Source organism: Collinsella sp. CLA-AA-H302 (assembly GCF_040093305.1).
In the GTDB taxonomy this organism is placed as follows: Bacteria; Actinomycetota; Coriobacteriia; order Coriobacteriales; family Coriobacteriaceae; genus Collinsella.
The window spans coordinates 43,034-67,164 of sequence record NZ_JBBNJW010000005.1 but is presented as its reverse complement, the minus strand read 5'-3'; the positions used below and the strand labels follow the sequence as shown (position 1 = coordinate 67,164).

Here is a 24,131-nt window from a genome sequence, read left to right as displayed (position 1 = left end):
GTACGAAAATGGCGAAACATATTGATCATATTGAATGGTTGGACAACGTTGATACTTTGGATACGGATTTAGGAAAAACGGTGGTCCGCGAGCTTCTTTTATGTAGTCCTGCTCTCGAAGTATCTGCTCGATCCGAGGGATGGATTAGTCGATTCGGGATAAACGATTCAGATGATGCCGAGATACTATTCAATGAATTAACCAGGGACGTGCGAGTTGTTAAGAGTGCTGGCTATCGTTATGCAACTAGCGCTGGTGAAGTCGAACGGCTTTTGTGCGCTGAAGGCCTAATGAGTGGCGAATTTTGGAATGCCGCTTCGTTTATTGTTTACACGGTGCCGAATGATGCCAAGACTCAGGTCAATAAAGCTGTTGCGGCCGCCACCGATGGCAACACACTGCTCAAAGATAAGAAAAAGGCATTGGTTAAGGATAAATACCTTCAGGTTGATGCGTTGTTTCGCCATTTGAGAAACGCGATTGCACATGGCGCATTTCAAATTAAAGAAATTCGCCGTGACAGACGGATTTGCGTCTTCCAAGATGCCTCGAATTCCGGAGATTTATCTGCGAGGCTCGTCATTAAGGAAAAAACGCTACGCGAATGGATCGCTGCATTCCGCAGATATGAACAAGAGGGTGTTTGATCATGCTGTTTCATAAGTTCAATTTAATTGTCTTGCGGATTGGTTTTAATCGAGATGAAGATGTGTGTCGCTGAAAACAACGGCAAATAACATGCCGCATCGCATGATGAACCAGCTGCGTATAGCGCTACCGGGATCATCGGACACTGGTAACGCTCGATGGGGGGCAGCCTCTCCGTCTCTGGGAATTTCAGCCAATAGTCAATCACCAGGCGCTTAGTTCGCCGATTTGCTTGTGAATCAAGGAGATAGCACATGCCAACACTACTCGCTGATAAATACGAGGCTCGCAAGGCCGAGGTCAATGCTCGCTTTGAGCAGCTTCGCGCTAACGAGGAGGAGCTCAACCGAATCTTTGCCAAGATCTACAACATGGAGGGCGAGGTGCCCATCGAGGTCGAGGACAAGTACGTCTCGGTGGCGCGCATCTTCGACGCCGCCGATGAGATTCCCGAGAGTTACAAGGGCAACAAATACGTGCGCACCAAGCGCGACGAGATCACCTCGCTCATAAGCTATGCCGTGGGCTGCATGTTTGGCCGCTATTCGCTGGACGTGGACGGTCTGGTCCTGGCCGACCAGGGCGCCACGGTCTCTGACTATCTGGCCAAGATGCCCGATCCCGATCACGTGACCTTTATGCCCGATGGCGACAACGTGCTGCCCATTACCGATGACGAGTACTTTGACGACGACATCGTGCGCTATTTTATTGACTTTGTGCGTACCGTGTACGGCGAGGAGACGCTCGAGCAGAACCTGGCCTTTATTGCCGAGGCGCTCGGCGGCAAGGGCACCTCGCGTGAGGTCATCCGCACCTACTTTTTGAAGGACTTCTTTAAGGACCACTGTCAGACCTACAAGAAGCGCCCCATCTACTGGCTGTTCGACAGCGGCAAAAAGAACGGCTTCAAGTGCCTTGTTTACATGCATCGCTATCAGCCCGACCTGTTGGCTCGCATCCGAACCGACTATGTGCATGAGCAGCAGGAGCGCTATCGCTCGCAGATCGGCTATGCCAACGATGCCCTTGCCAGTGCTGAGCGTGGTGAGCGCGTGCGCTTGGATAAGCGTGTCAAAAAGCTCAATTACCAGCTTAAAGAGACCATCGGCTACGAGGAGAAGTTGCACCACTTGGCAGACCAGATGATTAAGATCGACCTGGATGACGGCGTCAAGGTCAACTACGCCGAGTTTCAGGATGTACTGGCAAAGATCAAGTAACTGCAGATACGGTAAGGATATTCATGCCCAAGATCGATGTAGAAGAACAGCTTAAGCTGCGGTTTTTGCAGCCGTTGTCCGCATGCATGCCCCGCCGTGTGGTGGTTTGGCACGATGCGGACGGCGAGTTTGCCCCTGAGTTTGAGCGATTGGCCGCCGAGGGTTTCGACGGCGCGGGGGCCGATGACGGTGTTATGTCTGCTCACGGTGACTTTGAGCGCCCGGTACGGTTTGTTGAGGCCTGTGAGGGCCGCATGTTTGCCGTTAAGAAGCTTATCAACCGCAATGACCTTGCGAGCGATATCTTGCTATATCGCCGTTGCCCGCGCGGCAGGCTTGAGGGCGATTGGATTGCCGATGTTGAGCTGTATGCCGATCAGTTCCAGGCTGACTATCTTTCGCTTTTGGCCGATCAGCTGGGTATCGAGAATATTGACGCCGTGCGCGAGAGTCTGCGCGAGCACAAGGCGTTCTTTGATGCCAAGACCCGCTGCGCTAAGTTTGCCGCGTGTGTTCCGCATGCCTCGGGCGCATCCGATATCGAACTCGGTATCCTTACGGTGATTTTTGGCGGTAAAGAGGTTGGCGACGCGCGGCCCGCGTTTGTGCTGCGCGGCTGTATGACCACGCTGCTGCACGAGGGCCCCGAGGCACTGGCCGAGTTGGCGGACAAGTACTGCGTGCGCGATGTCCTCTCTGCCTTTATGCTTCGCTGCTATGGATTTGAGGGGCCGCTGTATGAGCGCGACTCATTGCTTATGCTTTCATCCCATGTGCTCCTTACAGCGGCGTCTACCGCGCTTCCCGAGGGAGCGCTCAAGGGGCTTGAAAGCCATCTGGCTCCCGCCTACGGGCCCTATTGCCTTGAGGCGGTGCGTACGTGGGACCAGACCGCCGATACCCAGGCATCGAGCGAGGACCTATTTGAGATTTGCCGTTTGGTTGAGGACGCCCGTGGACTCTTTGCGCGGTTCGAGACCTTGCCGATCGATGTGCTGACCTCGCTTGATGTGTTTCCGTGCGTCAATGAGGCCGTGCTCTCGCAGTTGTTCAGCTCGTTTGCTCAGGGCGCGGACCGTGTTGAGGACGCACGCGCCTTTGCGGCGCGTCGCTGCGACCTAAGCTGGTACCGTCGTGTTGAGAGCTACTTTGACCTACTTGCTGCCGTGGCCGATATGTGCTCTTTTAGGCAGACACACGCGGGTGGGTTCCATCTGGCGCAGCCCCAGCAGGTGTGGGATGCCTACACGTCCGATTGGTATGCCATGGATGCCGCCTATCGTCATATGTGCATCGCATATCTGCGGGCGCGCTCCGCCGAGTGCGATGTACTCGAGGAACCTGCCCGAGCCGTGGTGGACTGGGCGGAGAATCTCTACAGCAACTGGTTTTTGGCCGATGCCAATGCCTGCTGGACATCAGCTGCGCAAGGGGAGTGGGCCGATTGCGGCTACATCGATGGCCCTGTACGGCAGGATGAATTCTACTGGCATGTGCTGCCCACCTTTGTGGGGTCTGCCAAAACGACGGTCGTTATCGTAAGCGACGCGCTGCGCTATGAGGTGGCCCGTGATGTCGCGGCGCTTCTCGAGCGCGAGCGCGGCGGCAACGTCAGGGTTTCTAGCATGCAGGCGGTCTTTCCCTCCATCACCGAGGTGGACATGCCCGCGCTGCTGCCGCACCAGGCGCTTGAACTTGCAGCGGATGGCTCGCTTGTGTTGGCTGACGGCATGCCCACTGCGACGACTCCGCAGCGCGAGGCCGTACTTACCCACGTTGAGCCCACGGCCCGCGCTTTGCGCTCGAGCGCATACCTCAACATGGCGGGAACCGAGCGCAAGGCGCTGCTCAAGGACTCCAAGCTCGTTTATCTCTACCACAACAAGATCGATGCTACGGGCGAGAAGGCCGCTACGCAGGATGACGTCTTCGATGCCTGTGCGGACACCGTGGAGGAACTTGCTGCGTTGGCGCGTCGCGTGTGCACCGACGCCCCGGGCGCGCGTGTTGTTATAACGGCGGACCACGGCTTTATCTACACGCGTCGGGAGCTCAGCGAGTGCCAGATGCTCGGCAAGCCAGACCTTCCCTTCCTTGACGCTCCTGTCATGCACGGCAAGCGTCATCTGGTGGTACCCAACGAGGCCGTGGTCAAGCTTTCGGAAGAGGCATGCGGGGTGTTTGTTAATGTTGGCATGGGACGTTTGGGTGCCGGTTTTGAGGGATTTGCCCCGCGCGAGAACGTGCACTTCAAGCGTCCCGGCGGCACTAACAACTACGTCCACGGCGGCATGAGCCTGCAGGAGCTCTGCGTGCCCGTTATCGGTTTTTGGCGTGCGCGCTCGGGTTCCAAGGACTTTGTCGACACGCGCGCGGCGACGCTGCGCGTGCTAAGTGAGGGACGCCGAGTGACCAACTCGCTCTTCTCGGTCAACTTGATCCAGGAAGAACCTGCCCAAGGTAAGGTCTTGCCGTGCGAGTACGAGCTGGTGTTTACCGATGCAAGTGGCAACGAGGTGAGCGATACGGTCAAGGCGCATGCCAACAAGACTTCTGTTAACTCGCAGGAGCGCGTGGTGCATGCCAAGTTTGCGTTGCATGCAGCGGATGGATTCTCGGCCAAGGGTCCGTACTATCTGGTCTGCCGCGAGCGCGAGACGGGCAAGATCGTTTGGCGCGAGACGTACACCATCGCTGTTTCGTTTGCCCCTGTTGCTGACTTTGGTTTTTAGGAGTGTGCCCTATGTTTGATAGCCATGACGACGATCTGTGGGAAGTTCCCTCGATTGATGTGAATGCGCCGGCGCAGGCTGCGGTGCCTGTAGGGGAGGCTGTGCCTGCCCCGGAGGCTGAGGCTGCCGCGGAGGCCGTGGCCGCCGCGCCTGTTCCGGAGCCGACGGAGACCGCGGTACCCGTTGAGGTTGCGACGCCCGCCGAGGCTGCGGCGACCGCCGAGGACGAGTCCTCGACCGATGGCTACGCCCAGGCAGTGGCCGAGGCTCCCGAGGACGACGGCTACGACATGGATGTACTGGACGGCAAGCTGCTCGAGCACTTTGGCGGCAAGATCGTGCGCAAGGACCTCACGGCCCTTATGAAGCGTGGCGCCAACGTGCCTACCTTTGTGCTGGAGTACCTGCTGGGCATGTACTGCTCAACCGACGACGAGGACGCCGTGGCGGAGGGCCTGGGGCGCATCCGCAAGATCCTCACCGATAACTACGTGCGTCCCGACGAGTCCGAGCGCATTAAGTCCAAGATCCGCGAGCTGGGTCGCTTTACCATCATCGATAAGGTGACGGCCAAGCTCGACGAGTACAAAGACATCTACGTGGCGTCGTTTGCCAACCTGACCATTGAGCCGTTTGTGATGCCGGCCGAGTACGTGCGCGACTATTCCAAGATTCTCCAGGGCGGTATTTGGTGCATTATGAGCATCGAGTATCGTCGTCCCATGGAAGAGGAAGACGAGTTTGGCATGGAAGTCTTTGGCGACGATGCGCCGCGCCGCTCCAAGGCCAAGCGCAAAAAGCGCGGGCCCGAGGACTCTCCGTTTAGCGTGGCGTCGCTCACGCCCATCCAGATGCCCAACCTGGACCTGGACGCCATGATCGAGGAGCGTCAGTATTTCTCGCGCGACGAGTGGCTCAACATGCTGCTGCGCTCTGCCGGCTATGAGCCCAGCGAGCTTTCGGAGAAGGAGCGCCTGCACTTTATCGAGCGCATGGTGCCGCTGATCGAGCGCAACTACAATCTGTGCGAGCTTGGTCCCCGCGGCACCGGCAAGAGCCATATCTACAAAGAGGTTTCGCCCTACGCCATTTTGCTTTCGGGCGGGCAGACCACCACGGCCAACCTGTTCGGCCGTATGAACTCCATGCGCGCCGATCGCGTGGGCTTGGTGGGTCACTGGGATTGCGTGACGTTCGACGAGGTCGCCGGCATGCGTTTTAAGGACACCAACGCCGTGCAGATCATGAAGGACTATATGGCGAGTGGCAGCTACGCGCGTGGCCGCGACCAGATCAACGCCGATGCCTCCATGGTCTTTGAGGGCAACATCAACGACACCGTGCAAAACGTTCTTAAGACCACGCACCTGTTTGATCCGTTCCCGCCGGAGTTTAACAACGATTCGGCCTTCTTCGACCGTATCCACTATTACCTGCCGGGCTGGGAGATTCCCAAGATGCGCTCGAGCCTGCTGACCGGGCATTACGGCTTAATCACCGACTGCCTGTCGGAGTTTTGCAAGGAGATGCGCCGCAAGGACTTTACGCATCATATCGACCGCTACTTCCGCTTTAACAGCGACTTTAACAAGCGTGACGAGATTGCCGTGCGCAAGTCCTTTAGCGGCCTGGCCAAGCTGCTGTTCCCCGACGAGGCTATGGACAAGGACGACGTTCGTTGGCTGCTGGACTACGCCATCGAGGGCCGTCGCCGCGTAAAGGAGCAGCTCAAGATTATGGCGGGCGTCGAGTTTATCGACGTCAACCTGGGCTATATGGATGCCGACAATCCGCAGGACGTGCACGTGGTGCGCGTGCCCGAGCAGTCCGAGGATACGCTGATTCCCGACGGGCCGCTGCTGTCCGGTCACGTGTTTGGCGTGGGCAGGTCGCAGGGCGGCGAGGTCGCCGTGTACAAGTTGGAGAACAAGGCCGTTGCCGGCGAGTGCAAGTTTAAGCACGAGGGCGTGGCCTTTAACAAGCCGGTGCGCGATACGCTGGAGGCCGCGTTCGACAACTTTGTGAACCTGGCGAACCGCGTGGCGCCGGGCATGCACATCGGCTCCAAGGATTATTTGCTGTTCTACAACGACCTGCAGAGCAAGGGCCTGTCCGAAGAAGTTTCGCTCGCCGAGTTTGTGGGCCTGTGCTCTGCGGCGTGCAACCGTCCGGTGATGCCCGCGCTGGCGATTCCGGGCATCTTGCGCATGTCGGGTTCTATGGACGAGATCCGCGGGCTCGAGGACATCATGCGCGTGGCCAAAAACGCCGGCGCCAAGCGCGTGATTTTGCCGCTGAGCGCCATCGCGGGCCTGCAGAGCGTTTCGTCCGAGATTATCTCGGGCCTGAGCCCGGTGTTCTACATGGATGGCGATCCGGTCGATGCCGCAAAGAAGGCGCTGGATCTGTAGGGGCGCGGGCGAGCGGGGCGTCCGGTGCTCGGGCGTCCCGCGAGCATGTTGGTGCGTAGTGCGTGAGGAGGCTTGCCATGGCGGGTGAGCGTTCTGTTGGCGAGTTGCTCGACGAGCTGTTTGGCTTTGAATCGGTAGCCAAGCGCCAGACGGCGCTTGAGCAGTACGATCGTGGGGAGTTGGTGCGCAAGGCGCGCTCCCGCGAGCTGCTGGGCGTGCTTGGGGGCGTCGAGGCTGCCGAGCACGCTGCGCGCGAGTCTGCCGTGCGGGCTGTTGACGGGTATGTTCGCCGTGTCGAGGGCGCGGCCCTTGCACGCGCTCGCAAGCAGGCGGGTGTTGTGGGCCCGCTGCAGATGGAGCGCCGCTATGCTGCCTTTTTGCGCATGGAGGACAAGGCCGAGCTGCTGACGCGCCTGGAACAGACGCTTTCGTTTATCGAGGTAAAGTTGCGGTCCAATACGGCGGCCAGGGTTCGTGCGGCGTACGATGCCGCGGAGGCTTTGGTGTTGCAGGGCGTGGCGCGTTTGAGTGACGTGCGCGTTGCCGAGGCCGTGCCTCTGGATGCCGACCTGCTATGTACGCAGCTGGAGCAGATGCGCTGTGCCGCCGACGCGACGGACCTTGCGGGTATGATCACGGCGACGTTTGAGTCCGAGCTGAGTGCGACGGGGTCTCAGGACGCTGACGGGCTTGTGAACGACGTGGCCGGTGATGTTGCTGGTGACGTGGCGTTGGAGCGTGAACTTACGAACGTGCGCGGCGCTGCGCAGCGGGCGCGCTTGGCGGCGCAGGCGTACCGGGCCGAGCGTGCCGCCCGCGTCGTGGGGAGCACGGTGGAGCCTTCGGGGCTGCCGAAGCCTGTGTGCGTTACGTGCGAGACGGCGTGTGATGCTGGGGAGCTTTCAGAGTTGCTAGTTCAGGTTAAGAAGTCGTTTGAGACCTACCGTCGTGTTGTTGCCGACGGCGGGTTGTTCTGCGCGTTTGGCTCTGGCTCGCCGCATGGGATTTGTTGTGGCACGAGCTATTTGGACTACGATTCTCGGCTTGATGAGGACGTGCTGGTGGGCGAGTACGATGGTGCAACCAGGCATACTGTTCGGCGTGAGGTTGCGATTCCCGAGCTGGTGGATGAGGCTTCGGCCGAGGGCGGCGACTCGCTCGAGGTTGCCGTGGCACGCATGCGTGAGTTTAACGGGCGTTGCTACGATGGCGTGCTGGATGAGGATCCTGCACGCCACGTGAATGCGTTTTGGTATGGACTCAAAAAGCTCAGCCAGTATTGCGAGGCTGCTGTTCGCGTGGATGAGCGCGCATGGGACTGCTTTATCGACAAAGTGCAGTTTGCCTACGATGAGCCCGTGGGGTGCCTGGCCACGCAGATGGACGACAAGCAGGTGGCAGCTTTTGTTGCTGCCGTGGAAGTGCTTGGCGCTGACGAGTAAGAGCTTGGCTTGGCGGGAGGTTTCACCATGAAAATCGACGTTGATGTAGATCAGCTGCGCGAGAGTCTGCTCGACCGCGCGGGGAGTGCGGCAGGCGTGGGCTTTCCGGCCGCTATGCTCGACGTAGTGGATACCGAGGAAGAGTCGCCCCAAGAGCTCCTAGCCCGAGCCGAACGCGAAGGCCTCGACCTCCGAGACTTTGCCGTCGACGACAACGCTGAATGATTGCCATCTTTGTTATTGACGAACATATGTTTGTATTTTATACTCAAGCTTGAACATACGTCCAACTTCATGGTATAAATTAGGTGGTCATCTCTTAAGAGAGGGCTTCCAAGTGCCGGGGACGTTTTCCCCGGCTTTTTTATTAAGGATTGCCCATGCGAGAGCTGAGTATCTTTATTGATGAATCTGGAAGCGATGATCTTCGTGAAAGATACTATCTTGTGGCCTTTGTTTTTCATGAACAAGATATTCCCATCGCTGAGGGAATAAAGAGATATGAAAGGGCGGTAGCCGAAAGCGGATTGCCGCTTCTTCCGTTCCATGCTTCTCCTCTCATGAATGGAAAAGATCAGTTCAAGGACTTGGACATCAGTGAGAGAAAAAGGTTGTTTTCACTATTTCGAGTTATGTTTCGACATTTGCCCATCTCGTACAATGTGTTTGTATTCAAGACGCATCGGTACCGAACTCTTAAACAGATTGCTGATGCGATGCGGCGTGAAATCATCGATTTCATATTCGACAATTTGAGTTGGTTTCAGCAGTTTGATGCTGTAAAGATTTACTACGACGGAGGACAGGGTTCGGTTTCGAGTGCGCTTCACAAGGCAATCGATTACGCTTTGGCTAAAAATGCAGTTATCTATAAGCCGACAACTTCATCGGATTACTATTTGGCTCAAGCGGCGGACTATAACTGTACCATTGAGTTCACGAGTCTGAAATATCAGGCGAATAAGCAGACTAATACTGACCAGAAGTTATTTGGTGGTAGTACTGCGTTTAAAAAAGGCTTACTAAAAGAAATTAGAAAGAAGAGCGTCCCAAATTAGCTACCCCCCCCTGGTCGCTACGACGCCAGCGTGGCGATGACGGCTTCGTCGCCGGCGTATATTAGGGTGTCGCCGTCGGGGATGATCGTTTGGCCGTCGCGCTTGAGCATCACCACGATAAACGGGTGCTTGCCTTGCGGCACGTCGCGCAGGCGCTGACCGGCCAGGCGACCGTGGGGAGTCACGGTGACCTCGCGCAGCGTAACCTCGGCACGCTCTTCGAACGTTGGGGCGGCCATCACCAGAAGGTCGCCTTCCTGGATCACGGTGTCGCCGTTGGGCAGTACCGGGTGCGCCCCGTCGCGCAGCACCAGGACCACGAGCATGTCCGTCGCGCTGCCAATGTCCGCGAGCGAGCGTCCGGCAAACGGATGGCCAGCGCCCACCTTGAGCTTTACAAACGACATGCCGTCCTCGTCGCGGTAGTCGTTAAAGGTGCGGCGCACGTCGCCGGTCGCATCGATCATATCGAGCTTCTTCGCCACCGCCGGCAGCAGCGAGCCCTGCACCACGATGCTCGACGCGGCAATCACAAACACCAGGTCAAATAGGTCGTGTCCGCCGGGAACGCCGGCCACCACGGCAAAGAGGCTAAAGACGACCGAAGCTGCTCCGCGCAGGCCCGCCCAGCTTACGAGCGCGACCTGGCTGGGATTCGTCTTAAAGGGCGCTAGGAGCACGCCGACGGCGATGGGGCGGCTCACGAAGAGCATGAACGCCATGAGCGCCAGGCCCGGCAGCAGCATCTGCGGCAGGCGTGCGGGCGTGACGAGCAGGCCGAGCAAGAAGAAGATGGTCATCTCTGCCATCTCGGTGAGGGTGTCGAAGAAGTGCGCCATCTCGACCTTGCCGGTGATGTCGCTTGCGCCCAGCACAATGCCTGCAAGGTATACGGCCAAAAAGCCGTTGCCGCCCAGGTAGCTCGGCAGCGCGTAGGCGACGATGGCCACGGCGAACAAGAAGATGGTCTGCGCGCCTTCGGCCGTTGCGTGTGCGCGCTCAATCAGACGGCTGGATGTCCAGCCGATGGCAAGGCCCAACCCCACGCCCAGGATGATCTGCTTGGTCAGCAGCACGGGAATGTCGATATTGCCGCCCGCCGCGAGGGTCGCGAGCACGGCGGTGAGCATGTAGGCGACGGGGTCGTTGGAGCCCGATTCGACCTCGAGCAGCGAGTCGGTGCCGCCCCTCAGCGAAAGGCTGTGCTCGCGCAGAACGCTAAAGACGCTGGCCGCGTCGGTGGACGCCACGACCGATCCCAGCAGCAGGCCGCCGATCCAGTCGAAGCCCAGCACAAAGTGGGCGAACACGCCGGTGATGCCTGCGGTGATGACGACGCCGAGCGTGCTCAGCAGCACCGCCGGCGCGGCGACGGGCTTGGCGCGGTCTATGTTGGTGTTAAAGCCGCCGTAGAACATGATGAACAGCAGCGCCGTGCTGCAGACGGTTTCGGTGAGTGCGTAGTCGCTAAAGTCGATGTGCGCCGGGCCGTTGACGCCGAGCAGCATGCCGAGCGCAATAAAGATGAGCAGGGTGGGGAAGGGGAGTTTTTTGCCGACGGGTTTGATGGTCAGGCACAAAATGATGACGAGGCCGATAAAGAGAAGGATCTGGTTCATGGATGGTGTCCGCTCCTGGGTGGTTGGCGTGGCACGGTCAGTTGTCTGCGGTTATTTGTACCCAAAGGTGGTGGGTTTATGGGGTTGGATTGCGGGCGTGCGCGATATCGTCATAGACGGCTGCCGTCTTTGCCTCTGCTCGGAAACCCTTTCCAGCTTTATTGCAACGGAGTACAATGGGTAACGTTTAAGTTCAACTTGAAGTTTTAGTTGCGGCGCCGGGCTTAGACCGCAATGCAAGGAGAGGCGTACCATGGCGATCTATGTGACATCTGATGCTCACGGGCACGTGCGTGCGCTTGACGAGGCCCTGTCTAAGATCTCGTTGACGTCCGACGACACGCTGTACGTGCTGGGCGACATGATCGATCGCGGGCCCGATCCGGTCGGCGTTATTAAGCTCGTGCGCTCGCTGCCCAACGCCCACGTGCTCAAGGGCAATCACGAGCAGATCATGCTCGATGCCATCATTGGCCAGGACCCGCTCGATGCCGAGACCTGGGATATCAACGGTGGCTGGACGACGAGCGAGCAGCTCAACGACATGGAATTTGAGGCATACGAGGAGCTCGTGCGATGGATGGCCGCGCTGCCGCTCTACGCGGTGGCCGAGACCGAGGAGCGCCCGTACCTGCTGGTGCATGCCGGCATCCAGACCGAGGCGGCGCGCGCGTTTTTGCTTGAGCATGGTGTCGATTGCGGTGACGGCAGGGGAGCGGTCGATGCCGATAGCGAGCTGCTGCGGCAAATGCTCGCCGTGCAGTCGTCCGATGACCTGCTGTGGATTCGTCACGGCTATTGGGATGCGCCGACGGGACTGCTTTCTGCCGAGGGCGAGGGCCCGGTCGTGGTGAGCGGCCACACGCCCACGGTGTCGCTTGGGCGCTATTGCGAGGTTGGCGGCCTGGCGGGGCTCGATGAGGAGTCGGGCCGCGGGCAGATTGTGCGCCTGGGTGGCGAGGATACCGCCGGCGTGCCCGATCGCATCGACATCGACTGCGCCGCCGCCACCGGCTCCGAGTTCGGTCGCGTGGGCATCCTGCGGCTCGATGATGGGGCGGAGTTCTACGCGAACATCAACCCGGGCGAATAATCGGTGCAAGTGGTAGCTAATTTGGGACGGGGCTTTTTTGACTACTCTTGCCCTTCTGCCCGCTAATTGATTTCTCTGGGACGGGGATTAAATAATCATTTGGCTGCCCGCTGGCTAAGTGAGTAGACTTTTTTGGAAATGCCGAGCACCCAACATATTTGCCTCAATAAAACCGCAGGTCACAGACTTGTGCTCTGTCGGTGTGGTCAGGGATTCGGTAAAAATCTACTCACTTAGTTTTACGTGATGCATATTGTCTTCAACGAGACCCCAGCCGGGGCGATTCCATCGCAAATTCCGGTGACCGGGGCAGCTAATTAGGCGCCGTAGGGGTTGCGGTCGCGCTCGATGCGCTGGCGGATGTGGGCGTACTCGATTATCAGCAGCACCAGGAGTAGGGCCATGATGGCTAGGTAGCTCACCACGGCGCCCATCAGACCCAGCAGCTTAATCAGGATCACCGGCAGCACCACGCTTACGGCGAAGCAGATCAGGTAGATCTTGGTGACATCGCCGGCGTGGCGCAACACCGTGATGATGGCGTAGATAAAGTCGATTGCCGCGGTGACGCCGCCGGCGACAACCATTAGCAGCGCCAGCGTGCGGTAGCGCTCAAAGTTGAGGCCGTACATAAAGCTCATGATGGGGATGCCGGGGCCTGCCATAAATGCGGCGCACGCTCCGGTAATGACCACGATCAGTGCCATAACGGCAACAATAATCAAGTCAAAGCGGCGACGCTTGCGCGGATTCGCCCAAATGCTCGACAGACGTAGGAGCTGCGGTTTATAGATAAATCCAATGCTCAACAAAATAGCCTGCGCTGGAAAGAACAGTGCATTAAAGTACAGCTGGTATTTGTAGGCCAGTGTGCCTTCCATCACGAACTTGGGCATGCTCTCGATGAGGTTGAACAGGAACAGCGCACCAAAGAGCGGGGCGCACTGGATAAACAGGTGACCAGCCTCGCGCAGACTCATACGGCGTGATTTTTCGGTTTCGAGCAGGGCGAGCGGGGCGGTGACCAGCACGAGCGAGGCAATCGCGGCGATGCCCATGGCCATGGCGGCGATGGGCATGCTGCGCGTGAGGAACAGTGCCACGCTAAAGACCGCGATGACGCCGACGGATCGTAGCGTTTGGCTCATGCCGGCCAGGTAGAGTTTGTCGGCCTGCTGCAGGCGGCCCTCGTACACGTCGGCAATGCCGTCGATCACCTTATACAGGTAGACGCCCAGGCCGATTGTGGCCATCTGCGCATCGTAGCCGCGGGCGCTGCTGTATACCAGGCCGCATGCCAGCGCGAGCGCTCCGCAGATCCAGCGGTTGAGCTGGTAAGAGGCAAAGGACGTCTTTTCGTCGATGTCCGAGACCTGGAAATTGCGCACGCCGTAGTTGCACGCGATCATGATGAGCGTGCCGGTGACAAAGGCGATGGAGAATTTGCCAGCCTCCTCGGCGCCCACGAGCTGTGTGGACACGATGGTGAGCAACGGAAACACCATGCCCCACACGGCGGTGCCCAGGGTATTCCAAAGGTAGTCGCGACGGGTGGCGTGATCTTCGTACTCGGCTTCTTGCGTGGAGAAGCCGCCGCCGTAGACGGCTCCGAGCAGGCGGTTCCACCAGGCATTGACCATGCGGTGGATGGGGCCGGGCTGGCGATCGCGCTCGCGGCGACGGCGTGTGGCCTGGCTGCTGTCGGGACCGCCGGCGTTACGCTGGCTTAGCTCTTGGATTCGTGCGAGCTCCTCGGCGGTGTGCGATGCGGGGAACAGGCCGTTCTCGATGCGTCCGCCCTGCCCGTGCGCCCCGTCCGATACGGTGGGGTCGGCGACGCCATTGCGGCGGGCGATGGCGCGGCGAATGCTATCGATGGGCGTGATGCTCAAAGCGGAGTCCTTTCTATTGCTACGCTCTAGTATAGACGCGACGGTGTTCGGTCGTGTTTTTGAACAGGTTGTTCGATAATTTCGGCGGCGCCATTCAGTAGACGGCATTTGGGGACGTTCCTTATGTGCCGGCACTTTGGGAACGTCCCTAAGTGCCGGCATCCGGGGTCGCTCCTTGGTTGTTGCCTGTTCAAGAGTGTCCCTAACGACTAGGCCGCTTGCCTGCGATTTTTGACCGTTGGGCGGGCGCTTCGCCGTTGCCGCAAAAACGTTTTTGCATATCGGGTACAACGGGCTTTACGTGAGTAAAGTGCGCGCCTCGTCCACGTGTCGCGCTTTTAAAGGAGGCCCCATGCCAGGTGTTACCCCTGCAGAAGTTCTGTCCAACTTTGGCATTACGCTGGTCGAAGATCCTGCCGAGAACCAGCCCCGCCTGCTGGTCGACCTGCCGGCAGCCGAGCTCGTCGAGCACGCCATCCGTCGCAACGAAGGTCGTATGGCCTCCAACGGCGCGCTGGTGATCGAGACGGGGGAGCGTACCGGCCGTTCGCCCAACGACCGCTTTATCGTCGACACGCCCGACGTGCACGACAAGATCGCCTGGGGCGCCGTCAACCGCCCGCTTTCTGCCGAGAGCTACGAGGCCATCAAGGCCGGTATCGTCAACTACCTCAACGAGCGCGATGTGTTCGTCACTCGCGGTATGGCCGGTGCCGATCGCAACCATACGCGTCGCCTGCTTGTCGCCTGCGAGCGTGCCAGCCAAGCGCTCTTTATTAAGCAGATGCTCGCCCGCCCGCTTGCCCGTGAAATCGCACGCACCGGCGAGCCGGACTTCCGCGTGCTCGCCGCTCCCGGCTACCAGTGCGATCCCGCCATTAAGGGCCTCAACTCCAGCGCCGCCGTGGTCATCAACTTCCAGGAGCGCGTGATTTTGGTTGCCGGCACCGGTTACTCCGGCGAAATCAAAAAGTCCATCTTCAGCGTCATGAATTACCTGCTGCCCGTCGAGGACGACGTGCTACCCATGCACTGCTCGGCCAGCATGGATCCCGTCACGCACGAGACCGCCGTGTTCTTTGGCCTTTCGGGCACGGGCAAGACCACGCTTTCGGCCAACCCCACGCGGCTGCTGATCGGCGACGACGAGCACGGTTGGTCCGACATGGGCATCTTCAACATCGAAGGTGGCTGCTACGCCAAATGCGAGGGCCTGGACGCGTTCCACGAGCCCGAGATCTTCAACGCTGTCCGCTTTGGCGCGATCTGCGAAAACGTGGTGCTCGACGAGAACCGCAAGCCCAACTACGACGACATCTCGATCACGCACAACACGCGCGTGGCATACCCTGTGGAGCACATTCCCAACGCGTGGACCAAGGGCATGGGCACCACTCCAAGCGTCGTGCTCTTCCTGACCTGCGATGCCTTTGGCGTGCTGCCGCCCATCTCGCGCCTGACGGCCGACGCCGCCATGTATCACTTTGTGACGGGCTTTACGGCCAAGATCCCCGGCACCGAGGTCGGCGTCACCGAGCCCACGCCCACGTTCTCTTCGCTGTTTGGCGAGCCGTTTATGCCGCTCGACCCCATGGTCTATGCCAAGATGCTCGGTGAGCGCATCGCCGACGGCCGCACGCGTGTGTACCTGGTCAACACCGGCTGGATCGGCGGCGGCTACGGCGTGGGCCATCGCATTGAGCTGGCCTACACGCGCGCCCTAGTCGCGCGCGCCCTCGACGGCACCATCGAGGACAGCGAATTCGTCCACGACGATATCTTTAACGTCGACATTCCCACCACGTGCCACGGTGTACCCGACGGCATCCTGGTGCCGCGCCAGTACTGGCAGAGCACCGCTCGCTACGACGAGGCCGCGCACAACCTGGCCGTCATGTTCGAGGAGAACTTCGAGAAGAAGTACTCGCACCTGCCCGATTCCGTCAAGGCCGCCGGTCCGCACGCTCAGGTGCACGTCGACGCCCGTCATCGCGGCCGCGGCCTGTTGGGACTCCGCCACTAGCGTCGCCGCGAGTCCATATCCGCCACAAAGGGGACAGGCACCTTTGTGGCGGTTTTGCTTGGGCGAATGACTCGGGTTACAATACGCCTGACATATTGCCCCCTTCTCCGGATGGGGGCAGCGTAAGCGCTCTTGTGGCGGCACCGTAGGACTTTGAAGGTGGCCGCTGTAAGAGCGCTTTTTGTTTAGACGCTCGCGTGGGGCGAATCGTGAAGGGAGCACGTATGAAGGGCTTTATTGCCGAGGATTCGTTTTGGGAGCTATTCCCGCAGGCGGCTGTCGGTGTTGTGGTCGTAAAGGGCATGAAGCCCGCGGCTCAGATTCCTCAAGAGGACGTTGATGCGATTGCCGCGTTGCTCGACCGCGCCAATATCGATGCGGAGCGTCACCTGACGAGTGATACCATCAGCGAGAATGCGCCGGTTAAGGCATGGCGCGAGGCATATCGCCTATTCAAGACCAAGAAGGGCGCGCGTTGCTCAATTGAGAACCTGCTCAAGCGCGTGCTCAAAGGCAAGCCGGTGGGCCACATTACGCCCGCGGTGGACATCTACAACACGGTGTCGCTGTCCTACGCGCTGCCCGTAGGCGGCGAGGATTTGCACGCGATTGAGGGAGACCTTTGCCTGAAGGTGACCGACGGTGGCGATTCATTTCTGCCGCTTGGCGAGGAGACAGATGACCCGACGCTTCCCGGCGAGCTCGCCTACATCGATGATGCGGGCGCCGTATGCCGCTGCTGGAACTGGCGCGATGGCGTTCGAACGGCGTTGTCCGATGATTCGGCCGATGCTTTCCTGGCGATTGAGTGCGTGGAGCCGGAGCGGATGGGGGATTGCCAGGCCGCGATCGATCGCTTAGCCGAGCTGCTCGAGCGCTATCTGGGAGCGACGGTTGTCGTTAAAACGCTTGTGACCCGCGACAATCCTTGCGTGGGGCTGTAGCGAAGTCTGCGGATCAAACTCGATGCCCCAAACCACCACAAAGGTGCCTGTCCCCTTTGTGGTGGTTTTTATGTTGATGGGTTAACAAATGGGATATTTGGGTACAGATATTACCTTGTGCGGCTAAGATGTTTACCCGTAAGCATTATGCAAGCGAAAGGCGGTCGTCTCCCATGCAGCAGAACGACGAGACACGTTTCGAGGACTTTGTCGGACTGATCAGCGGGCTCTACAAGGAGATCCAGCGCATTAAGACATCCGAGGGCGCAAGGCTGGGCCTCAAGGGCTCCGACGTTATGTGCCTGTACTATCTTGAGCGCAGCAAGGACGGCCTGACTGGCGCTGACCTGGCTCGCATGGCAGGCGTGACCCGTGCCGCCGTCTCGCGCACGCTCGCGCATCTGGAGGAGGGCGGCTACGTCGAGGTCGACGACTCGGGTGATGCGGCCGTTAAGTATCGTGCCCCGGTGCGCCTGACCGCTCTGGGCGGCGAGAGCATGAGCGAGGCGGACCGCATCATTCGCGAGGTGCTCGACACCACCGGTAAGGCTATGGGTGTGGAGCAGCGCGAGCAGATGTATGCGTCGCTGCGTACGATTCTCAACACCCTGCGTGAGATCTAAGGCCGCCAAGGCATTTGCTTCCCATTAAAAACTGCATAGTCCCGTTTGAGCGCGTATGCCGTGCCGGGGCATTGCTGTCAAAATTCCCCGCGCGGGACCTGCGCAAGAAAGGATTCGTTATGTCCGTCCGCATTATTACCGATTCCGCAAGCGATATGTCGCCGGCGGAGCACCCCGCTCTGCGTGTTCTGCCGCTGTCCGTCACCTTTGGCACCGATGTGTATATGGATGGCGTCGACATCGATCACCAGCGCTTTTACGAGATGCTTGTGGAGCGCGATGAACTGCCCAAGACCGGTCAGGTCAACCCGTACGCCTTTTCGCAGGCGATTGCCGAAGCGCGTGAGGCCGGCGATGAGGCCGTGATTATTACCGTGGGTGCCAAGCTCTCGGGCACCAACCAGAGTGCTCGTACGGCACTTGCCGAGGCGCCGGGCGGCGACATGTTCGTCGTGGACAGCAATAACGTGACCTTGGGCGAGCGCGTGCTGGTCGAGTATGCGCTGCGCCTGGTGGACGAGGGCCAGGGCGCGGCTCAGGTTGCGGCGGCTGTCGAGGCCGTGCGCGACCGCGTGGTCGTCATCGGCCTGCTCGAGACGTTGGAGTACCTGGTGCGCGGCGGTCGCCTGTCTGCTGCGGCCGGTGCCGTGGGTACGCTGCTCAACGTAAAGCCCGTGGTGGCTGCCGAGGACGGTCTGATCGTGCAGCTGGGCAAGGCGCGCGGTTCCAAGAACGGACGTAACCTGCTCAACCAGAAGGTCGAAAAGGCGGGCGGCATCGACTTTTCCATGCCGCTGGCGCTCGGCTATACGGGCCTTTCGGATGCGGTGCTCAAGAAGTATATCGAGGACAGCGCGGCACTGTGGGCTGGCCACACCGAGGGCGAACTGCCTGTCCACACCATTGGCGCCACCATCGGCACCCACGTAGGTCCCGGCGCCGTAGCCGTAGCCTTCTTCCAGCCCGTCAACTAACCGACTTGCTATAAACCACCACAAAGGGGACAGGCACCTTTGTGGTGGTTTAGGCTATTCCGGGTGGAAGGGAGCGAGCAATGGCGTCTGAGGGCTTTTTTGAGCGGGTGTACGAGGTGGTCGAGCAGATTCCCGAGGGGATGGTCGCCACCTACGGTCAGGTGGCGCTGCTCGCCGGTCGTCCGCGGAGTGCGCGGTACGTGGGGTATGCCCTGCATAGCAATCCGCGCCCTGGTCAGATTCCCTGCCATCGTGTGGTGTTTGCCGACGGGCACATATGCGAGGGTTTTGCTTTTGGCGGTCCCGATGCTCAACGTGAGCTTTTGCTAGGGGAGGGTGTGGCGTTTAAGGATGACATGCACGTCGACTTGGCCGTCTGTCGCTGGCCAGTGGGGCTCTAGCGGCTCTGCCGTGGCGAAAACCACCACAAAGGTGCCTGTCCCCTTTGTGGTGGTTTAGTTTACTGGGGCTAACTTATGGAGAAGCTATGGCGGGCGATATTGATGCAGCAAAGTAAACCACGGTGAACTATATTGGTTTCAGCGACGGAGCAGGCAATAGGCGATGAAAAAGCCTGCCCTGTTGAGTTTGATTCGCATTCCTCCCCTCTGTGCGATTCAACGGTGTACTTCGGGAACAGGCCCGCTGGCAACTATCTGCCAGCGGGCCTGTTCCTGTTTCGGTGAGGATTCAGCCTCACCGTCTATGTTGTGCGAAGGCGCTTTGCCTAGTACACCATGCCCATGGCGTCCTGAACCTCGGCCAGGGTCTGCTCGGCAATCTCGTTGGCGCGACGGTTGCCCTCGTGCAGCACGTCCTTCACATAGTCCAGATCGTTCTCATAGCGCTGACGACGCTCGCGGATCGGCGCGAAGTACGCGTTGACGGCCTCGGTCACGTACTTCTTGAGCTGGCCGGAGCCGCCCATGCCAATCTCCTCGGCAATCTCGACCTCGGAACGGCCGGTGCAGATGGCGGCGGTTGAAAGCAGGCCGGACACGCCGGGGCGATTCTCGGGATCGAACGTGATCATGCGCTCGGAGTCGGTCTGGCTCTTCTTGATGCGCTTGGCCGTCTCCTCGGCGGTCATCGAGATGTTGATGGCGTTGCCGTAGCTCTTGCTCATCTTGCGCCCGTCCAGGCCGGGCAGCAGCGGGGTCTCGGACAGCAGCGCGTCGACCTCGGGGAACACCTTGCCGTAACGGTTGTTAAAGCGGCGGGCGATGGTGCGGGTGAGCTCGATGTGCGGCAGCTGGTCGCGACCGACGGGCACCACATTGCCCTTGCAGAACAGGATGTCGCAGGCCTGGTGCACCGGGTAGGTGAGCAGAAGGCCGGTGAGCTCGTGGCCCGAGGCCTCCATCTCGGCCTTGACCGTGGGGTTGCGCGCCAGCTCGGCCTCGGAGACCAGCGACAGGAACGGCAGCATGAGCTGGTTTGCGGCGGGTACGGCGGAGTGCGCGTAGATCATGGTCTTGTCGGGGTCGATGCCGCAGGCAAGGTAGTCCATGACCATGTTGTACACGTTGTCCTGGATGTGCTCGGTCGTATCGCGGTCAGTGATGACTTGATAGTCGGCGATGAGCACGTTGGTCTTGGCGCCCATGTTCTGCAGCTCAACACGGCCCTTGAGGGTGCCGAAGTAGTGACCCAGGTGCAGACGGCCGGTGGGGCGGTCGCCGGTGAGCATGGTGAACTTCTCGGGCGTTTTGGCCAGGCCCTCGCGAATGGCGTTGCTCTTTTGCAGCGCGACTTCGTAGCTGTTCTCGTTTGGCATGATTGCTCCTAACGTATGTTCATGGGTCAAGATGATAACGCGTTTATTGGAGGGGCGGGTCGTAAGTAGGCGAGGGACGGGAGAGCGGCGGCTTGTGCGATGGGCGCGGCGTGGCTGCACGTTTGGCCGGCGGCGTCTGGACGCATCCTCGGCAGCTTACCCTAGCGCTTGTGGTGGCGCTCTTCCTTACGTTCCTCGGCTGCCTGTTCCTCCTGCTTAAAGGCGGGATCGTCGGGGGTGACGAGCTCGTCCTCGTGCGTGCGCTTGTTGTAATGGTGACGCAACACGGGCTCAAACAGGTGCAGGTGCTTGGCAAAGGCCGCCGAGCCAATGGCGAGTACGGTAAAGATGAGCACGCGCATGGGCACCTCGACCTGGTTAATCGCGGCGGCGCCGGCCGAAAGCATGATGCACCAGGCGTAGATGAGGAGCACTGCCTGCTTTTGGTTGTAGCCCTCTTGGATCAGGCGGTGGTGGATGTGGCCCTTGTCGGCCTGCCCGATGCTAATGTGGGCGCCTTTGCGGCGCACGATGGCGCTAAACGTGTCGATGATGGGCACGCCGGCAACGATGAGCGGGATGATAAGCGAGGTGAGCGCGGCGGTGCGGCTCACGTTGAGCAGCGAGATGGAGCCCAGTGCAAAGCCCAGAAGCAACGACCCCGAGTCGCCCAAGAAGATGCTTGCGGGGTTGAAGTTGTAGCGCAAAAAGGCCAGGCAAGCGCCAAAGAGCGCAATGGAGAGCGCGGCGGCGTCGATGCGGCCCGAGAGAACGGCCATCGAAAACATGGTGAACGACGCGATGCCGCAGATGCCCGTGGCTAAGCCGTCGAGGCCGTCGATGAGGTTAATGATGTTGGTGAATGCCACCAGATAGATCACGGTGATGGGGTAGGCGAGCCATCCGAGCATGATCTCGCCGGGGGCAAACGGGTTGACAATGACGCCGATCCGCAGGCCGCCGATACAGGCGATAAGCGCGGCGAGGACCTGTCCGGCTAGCTTTTGCTTGGGCTTGAGCTGGAAGACGTCGTCGATAGCGCCGGTCGCAAAGATGACGGTAAAAGAAAGCGCAAGTATGGGGTAGCTGATGTGCAGACGGGGGTGGGGCACCAAAACGGGCGGCCAACCCAGGTACCAGGTGCCTAGGATTTGCACAATACCGGCAACGACCAGGCCCAAAAACACCGCCGTTCCGCCCAAACGCGGGATGGGCTTGGTGTTGATGCGGCGCTTAGAAGGATAGTCGACGGCGTCGAGCTTAATTGCCAAGCGCTTGACCAGGGGCACCGTGAGGAAGGTCGTGATAAAGGCCGCCGCTGCCACGCATAGATACGGTATGTAGCTCGGGGATGAAGCCATGAATCTAAAAACCGCCAAGCGTCGAAGGAAAAGGTCAAAGGTTGCTAAGCGCAAAGGGCATAGCCGAACCATGATACTCGACCAAGGGGGGTGCATGGAATTGCACGCAGCGATAATCACGCGCTTACCAGATATTAGGGTATTGTCGATGGCTTGTCGGGATACCGGCGGGGATCCATATGGGCTGTAATGGTGGTTTTCGGCAAATGAAAACCACCCCCCACGTTACGAAAATGAACCCACCTAAAACAGGTGGGTGCCCTCATCGACTGTTCCAGCGTCCTTAACAACGAAGGATACCTGTACTAGGTACGACTGTGTGGGCTCCCTAAATAAACGCGACGGTTCACCCAGTTGCTCCGCGGGGGGCGGAATACCTACATCATAAAGCGGCACTTTGTCGATTCCAGTCTTGACATTATAAAAATCGTGTCGGACGATTACGGCGCCTTGGGCTCGAGCCGTCTGTGCGGTTGGTCCCTTTACGTTTGAGCTGCTGAATCATTGTTTTGGAGCATGTTTTTATGCCGACGTCGTTGACCGAACTTTTTTCGCCCGCCTGCCATTTGTGTCCGCGCCGTTGCGGTGCGGCGCGCGACGAGGGCGCGCGTGGCGTGTGCGGCGCCGACAACACGCTTAAGGTCGCCCGCGCGGCGCTCCATATGTGGGAGGAGCCGCCCATTTCGGGCGAGGCCGGCTCGGGTACGATTTTCTTTAGCGGCTGTTCGCTCAAATGTATCTACTGCCAAAACCACGAGATCTCGACGGGCAATTTCGGTCTTGAGATTTCGCCCGAGCGTTTGGTCGAGATTATGCTGGAGCTGCAGGACCAGGGCGCCAATAACATCAACCTGGTGACGGCGACGCACTATGCGCATCTGTTGCCTGCCGCGATTGCCGCGGCACGGACGCGCGGGTTGGTCATCCCAATTGTCTACAACACGAGTGGTTACGAGCGCGCGAGTGCCGTGGCGGCGCTGGGCGACCTGGTCGACGTGTGGCTTACGGACTTTAAATATGCCGATGCCGGGCTTGCGCAGTTGCTTTCTCATATTAAGGACTACCCGCGCGTGGCCGTGTCGGGTCTGGCCCAGATGGCGCGCGAGATTGAGCGCCGCGGGGGAGAGCTGGTAGACGAGGACGGGCTCATGAGGCGCGGCATAATCGTGCGTCATCTGGTGCTGCCGGGGCATGCGGACGATTCGTGCCGCGTGTTGGACCTGGTGTGGCAGACGGTGGGCGACGTGCCGATTTCGGTCATGAACCAGTACACGCCCAATGCCCTCATGCGCGAACAAGGCGGCGACCTGGCGCGCGCCGTGACGCGCGAGGAGTACGAGCAGGTGCTCGACCATGCCGACGACCTGGGCTTTACGACGATGTTTTGGCAAGAAGGCGGCGCGGTAGACGAGAGCTTTACCCCGGCGTTCGACACCACCGGCGTCCTCACCAGCGCAGAGTAGCGCGTTCGCCGATGATTTTTCTGGGACGGGGATTAAAAAATCATTCGGTACACAATGTTTTTTAATCCCCGTCCCAGAAAAATCATCGAGAGGATCGCCTGCTCGAAAAGTTGTCAAAATAGCCGCGCCCCAAAAAGACTGATTATTGGGCGTTGACAGTTGGCGAGCCGTAGGTAAAATATCGACTTGTCCTGGGGACGTAGCTCAGTTGGGAGAGCGCTGCCGTCGCATGGCAGAGGCCGAGGGTTCGACTCCCTTCGTCTCCACCCTTGGATTTGATAAGCCGCTGACATTGTGTCGGCGGCTTTTTTTAAAAGAAAGGGCTGTACCATGGCCGAGCTTGAGTCCCAACCACTGTCTGCCGAGGAGCGCGCCGAGTTGGAAGAGCTCCGCGCCGAGAAAGCTCGTCGCGAGGCCCAGGAAGAGGCACGCCGCGAGCGTGAGGAGTTGGCCGCCCTGCGTGCCGAGCGCGAGAAGGCCGAGGAGGCCGCTGCGAAGGTTGCATCCGAGCCCAAGCCCGCGCCCGCACCCAAGCCCGCTGCTGCGAAGCCTGCACCTGCCGCGCCCAAACCTCTGCCTAAAAAGGCAGCTCGTCCCAAGCCCGTCGATTCCAAGCCGAGCCGTGACGAGATGACGTTTGCCCAGCGTATGGTCACCTCTAAAGAGCCTGTGGACGAGGACGATATCCCCGGCATGCCGCCGGCTCAAAAGCTCATCATCGCGCTTGCCCTGATTGGGTTTATCGTCTTTATGGGCTACACGATCACGGGCAGTATGGGGCTGCACTAAGCGAACCGCACCCGGCGCCCCGCTCGCGTATTCCGCCCCGCCCAACCCTCAACCTCTAC

At 59.7% G+C, this 24,131-nt stretch carries 19 protein-coding genes and 1 tRNA gene; 16 read left to right on the top strand and 4 right to left on the bottom strand.

The features are described from left to right. Nucleotides 1-8 precede the first annotated feature (8 nt). From AAAV21_RS05010 to AAAV21_RS04980, 7 genes are all read left to right on the top strand, one after another. The gene (locus AAAV21_RS05010) at nucleotides 9-647 is read left to right on the top strand and encodes a hypothetical protein (protein ID WP_152076871.1); all 639 of its coding nucleotides are present in this window, start codon (nucleotides 9-11) and stop codon (nucleotides 645-647) included. Between the two features lie 255 nt (nucleotides 648-902). Further along, nucleotides 903-1,871, top strand: a complete 969-nt coding sequence (locus tag AAAV21_RS05005) for a hypothetical protein (protein WP_349107880.1) — start codon at nucleotides 903-905, stop codon at nucleotides 1,869-1,871. 23 nt (nucleotides 1,872-1,894) lie between these two features. Beyond that, on the top strand, nucleotides 1,895-4,603 hold the full coding sequence (gene pglZ, locus AAAV21_RS05000; RefSeq protein ID WP_349107878.1) for a BREX-1 system phosphatase PglZ type A: 2,709 nt from the start codon (nucleotides 1,895-1,897) through the stop codon (nucleotides 4,601-4,603). An 11-nt stretch (nucleotides 4,604-4,614) separates the two neighbouring features. Further along, nucleotides 4,615-7,014 carry a protease Lon-related BREX system protein BrxL gene (brxL, locus tag AAAV21_RS04995; protein WP_349107876.1) on the top strand — a complete coding sequence of 800 codons (2,400 nt, stop codon included), beginning with the start codon at nucleotides 4,615-4,617 and terminating at the stop codon, nucleotides 7,012-7,014. Nucleotides 7,015-7,091: 77 nt separating this feature from the next. Continuing rightward, entirely contained in the window at nucleotides 7,092-8,456 is a 1,365-nt protein-coding gene (locus tag AAAV21_RS04990; protein ID WP_349107874.1) for a hypothetical protein, read from the top strand. Between the two features lie 27 nt (nucleotides 8,457-8,483). Further along, entirely contained in the window at nucleotides 8,484-8,681 is a 198-nt protein-coding gene (locus tag AAAV21_RS04985) for a hypothetical protein (protein ID WP_349107872.1), read from the top strand. A 155-nt stretch (nucleotides 8,682-8,836) separates the two neighbouring features. Continuing rightward, entirely contained in the window at nucleotides 8,837-9,514 is a 678-nt protein-coding gene (locus AAAV21_RS04980; protein WP_349107871.1) for a DUF3800 domain-containing protein, read from the top strand. 17 nt (nucleotides 9,515-9,531) lie between these two features. On the opposite strand, the gene AAAV21_RS04975 is transcribed toward AAAV21_RS04980, so the two are convergent. Beyond that, nucleotides 9,532-11,133 carry a potassium/proton antiporter gene (locus tag AAAV21_RS04975; RefSeq protein WP_349107870.1) on the bottom strand — a complete coding sequence of 534 codons (1,602 nt, stop codon included), beginning with the start codon at nucleotides 11,131-11,133 and terminating at the stop codon, nucleotides 9,532-9,534. Nucleotides 11,134-11,386: 253 nt separating this feature from the next. Here AAAV21_RS04975 and AAAV21_RS04970 point away from each other — a divergent pair, with 253 nt between their 5' ends. After that, on the top strand, nucleotides 11,387-12,226 hold the full coding sequence (locus tag AAAV21_RS04970; RefSeq protein WP_055252016.1) for a metallophosphoesterase family protein: 840 nt from the start codon (nucleotides 11,387-11,389) through the stop codon (nucleotides 12,224-12,226). 317 nt (nucleotides 12,227-12,543) lie between these two features. Here the strand turns inward: AAAV21_RS04970 and AAAV21_RS04965 are convergent, their stop codons facing one another. After that, on the bottom strand, nucleotides 12,544-14,118 hold the full coding sequence (locus AAAV21_RS04965) for a lipopolysaccharide biosynthesis protein (RefSeq protein WP_229071747.1): 1,575 nt from the start codon (nucleotides 14,116-14,118) through the stop codon (nucleotides 12,544-12,546). A gap of 352 nt (nucleotides 14,119-14,470) precedes the next feature. Here AAAV21_RS04965 and pckA point away from each other — a divergent pair, with 352 nt between their 5' ends. From pckA to AAAV21_RS04940, 5 genes are all read left to right on the top strand, one after another. After that, nucleotides 14,471-16,141: a phosphoenolpyruvate carboxykinase (ATP) gene (gene pckA, locus AAAV21_RS04960; RefSeq protein WP_349107868.1), complete on the top strand. Its 1,671-nt coding sequence runs from the start codon at nucleotides 14,471-14,473 to the stop codon at nucleotides 16,139-16,141. 224 nt (nucleotides 16,142-16,365) lie between these two features. After that, nucleotides 16,366-17,085 (top strand): phenylalanine--tRNA ligase beta subunit-related protein, encoded by a 720-nt coding sequence (locus AAAV21_RS04955; RefSeq protein ID WP_117803081.1) that lies wholly within the window; start codon nucleotides 16,366-16,368, stop codon nucleotides 17,083-17,085. A gap of 173 nt (nucleotides 17,086-17,258) precedes the next feature. Beyond that, complete coding sequence (locus AAAV21_RS04950; RefSeq protein ID WP_022093866.1) at nucleotides 17,259-17,708, top strand: MarR family transcriptional regulator; 450 nt, start codon at nucleotides 17,259-17,261, stop codon at nucleotides 17,706-17,708. 119 nt (nucleotides 17,709-17,827) lie between these two features. Then, entirely contained in the window at nucleotides 17,828-18,682 is an 855-nt protein-coding gene (locus AAAV21_RS04945) for a DegV family protein (protein ID WP_117641033.1), read from the top strand. A gap of 80 nt (nucleotides 18,683-18,762) precedes the next feature. Beyond that, entirely contained in the window at nucleotides 18,763-19,083 is a 321-nt protein-coding gene (locus tag AAAV21_RS04940; RefSeq protein ID WP_349107867.1) for an MGMT family protein, read from the top strand. Nucleotides 19,084-19,409: 326 nt separating this feature from the next. On the opposite strand, the gene trpS is transcribed toward AAAV21_RS04940, so the two are convergent. Together trpS and AAAV21_RS04930 are read right to left on the bottom strand one after the other, a co-directional pair. Beyond that, complete coding sequence (gene trpS, locus AAAV21_RS04935; protein ID WP_349107866.1) at nucleotides 19,410-20,459, bottom strand: tryptophan--tRNA ligase; 1,050 nt, start codon at nucleotides 20,457-20,459, stop codon at nucleotides 19,410-19,412. A 161-nt stretch (nucleotides 20,460-20,620) separates the two neighbouring features. Beyond that, the gene (locus AAAV21_RS04930) at nucleotides 20,621-21,820 is read right to left on the bottom strand and encodes an MraY family glycosyltransferase (RefSeq protein WP_349107863.1); all 1,200 of its coding nucleotides are present in this window, start codon (nucleotides 21,818-21,820) and stop codon (nucleotides 20,621-20,623) included. A 524-nt stretch (nucleotides 21,821-22,344) separates the two neighbouring features. Here AAAV21_RS04930 and AAAV21_RS04925 point away from each other — a divergent pair. The 3 genes from AAAV21_RS04925 (at nucleotide 22,345) to AAAV21_RS04915 (ending at nucleotide 24,072) form a co-directional block, all read left to right on the top strand. Then, nucleotides 22,345-23,283 (top strand): radical SAM protein, encoded by a 939-nt coding sequence (locus AAAV21_RS04925; protein ID WP_349107861.1) that lies wholly within the window; start codon nucleotides 22,345-22,347, stop codon nucleotides 23,281-23,283. Nucleotides 23,284-23,476: 193 nt separating this feature from the next. Continuing rightward, a tRNA-Ala gene (locus AAAV21_RS04920) sits at nucleotides 23,477-23,549 on the top strand. 64 nt (nucleotides 23,550-23,613) lie between these two features. Next, complete coding sequence (locus AAAV21_RS04915; protein ID WP_349107860.1) at nucleotides 23,614-24,072, top strand: hypothetical protein; 459 nt, start codon at nucleotides 23,614-23,616, stop codon at nucleotides 24,070-24,072. Nucleotides 24,073-24,131: the final 59 nt, after the last annotated feature.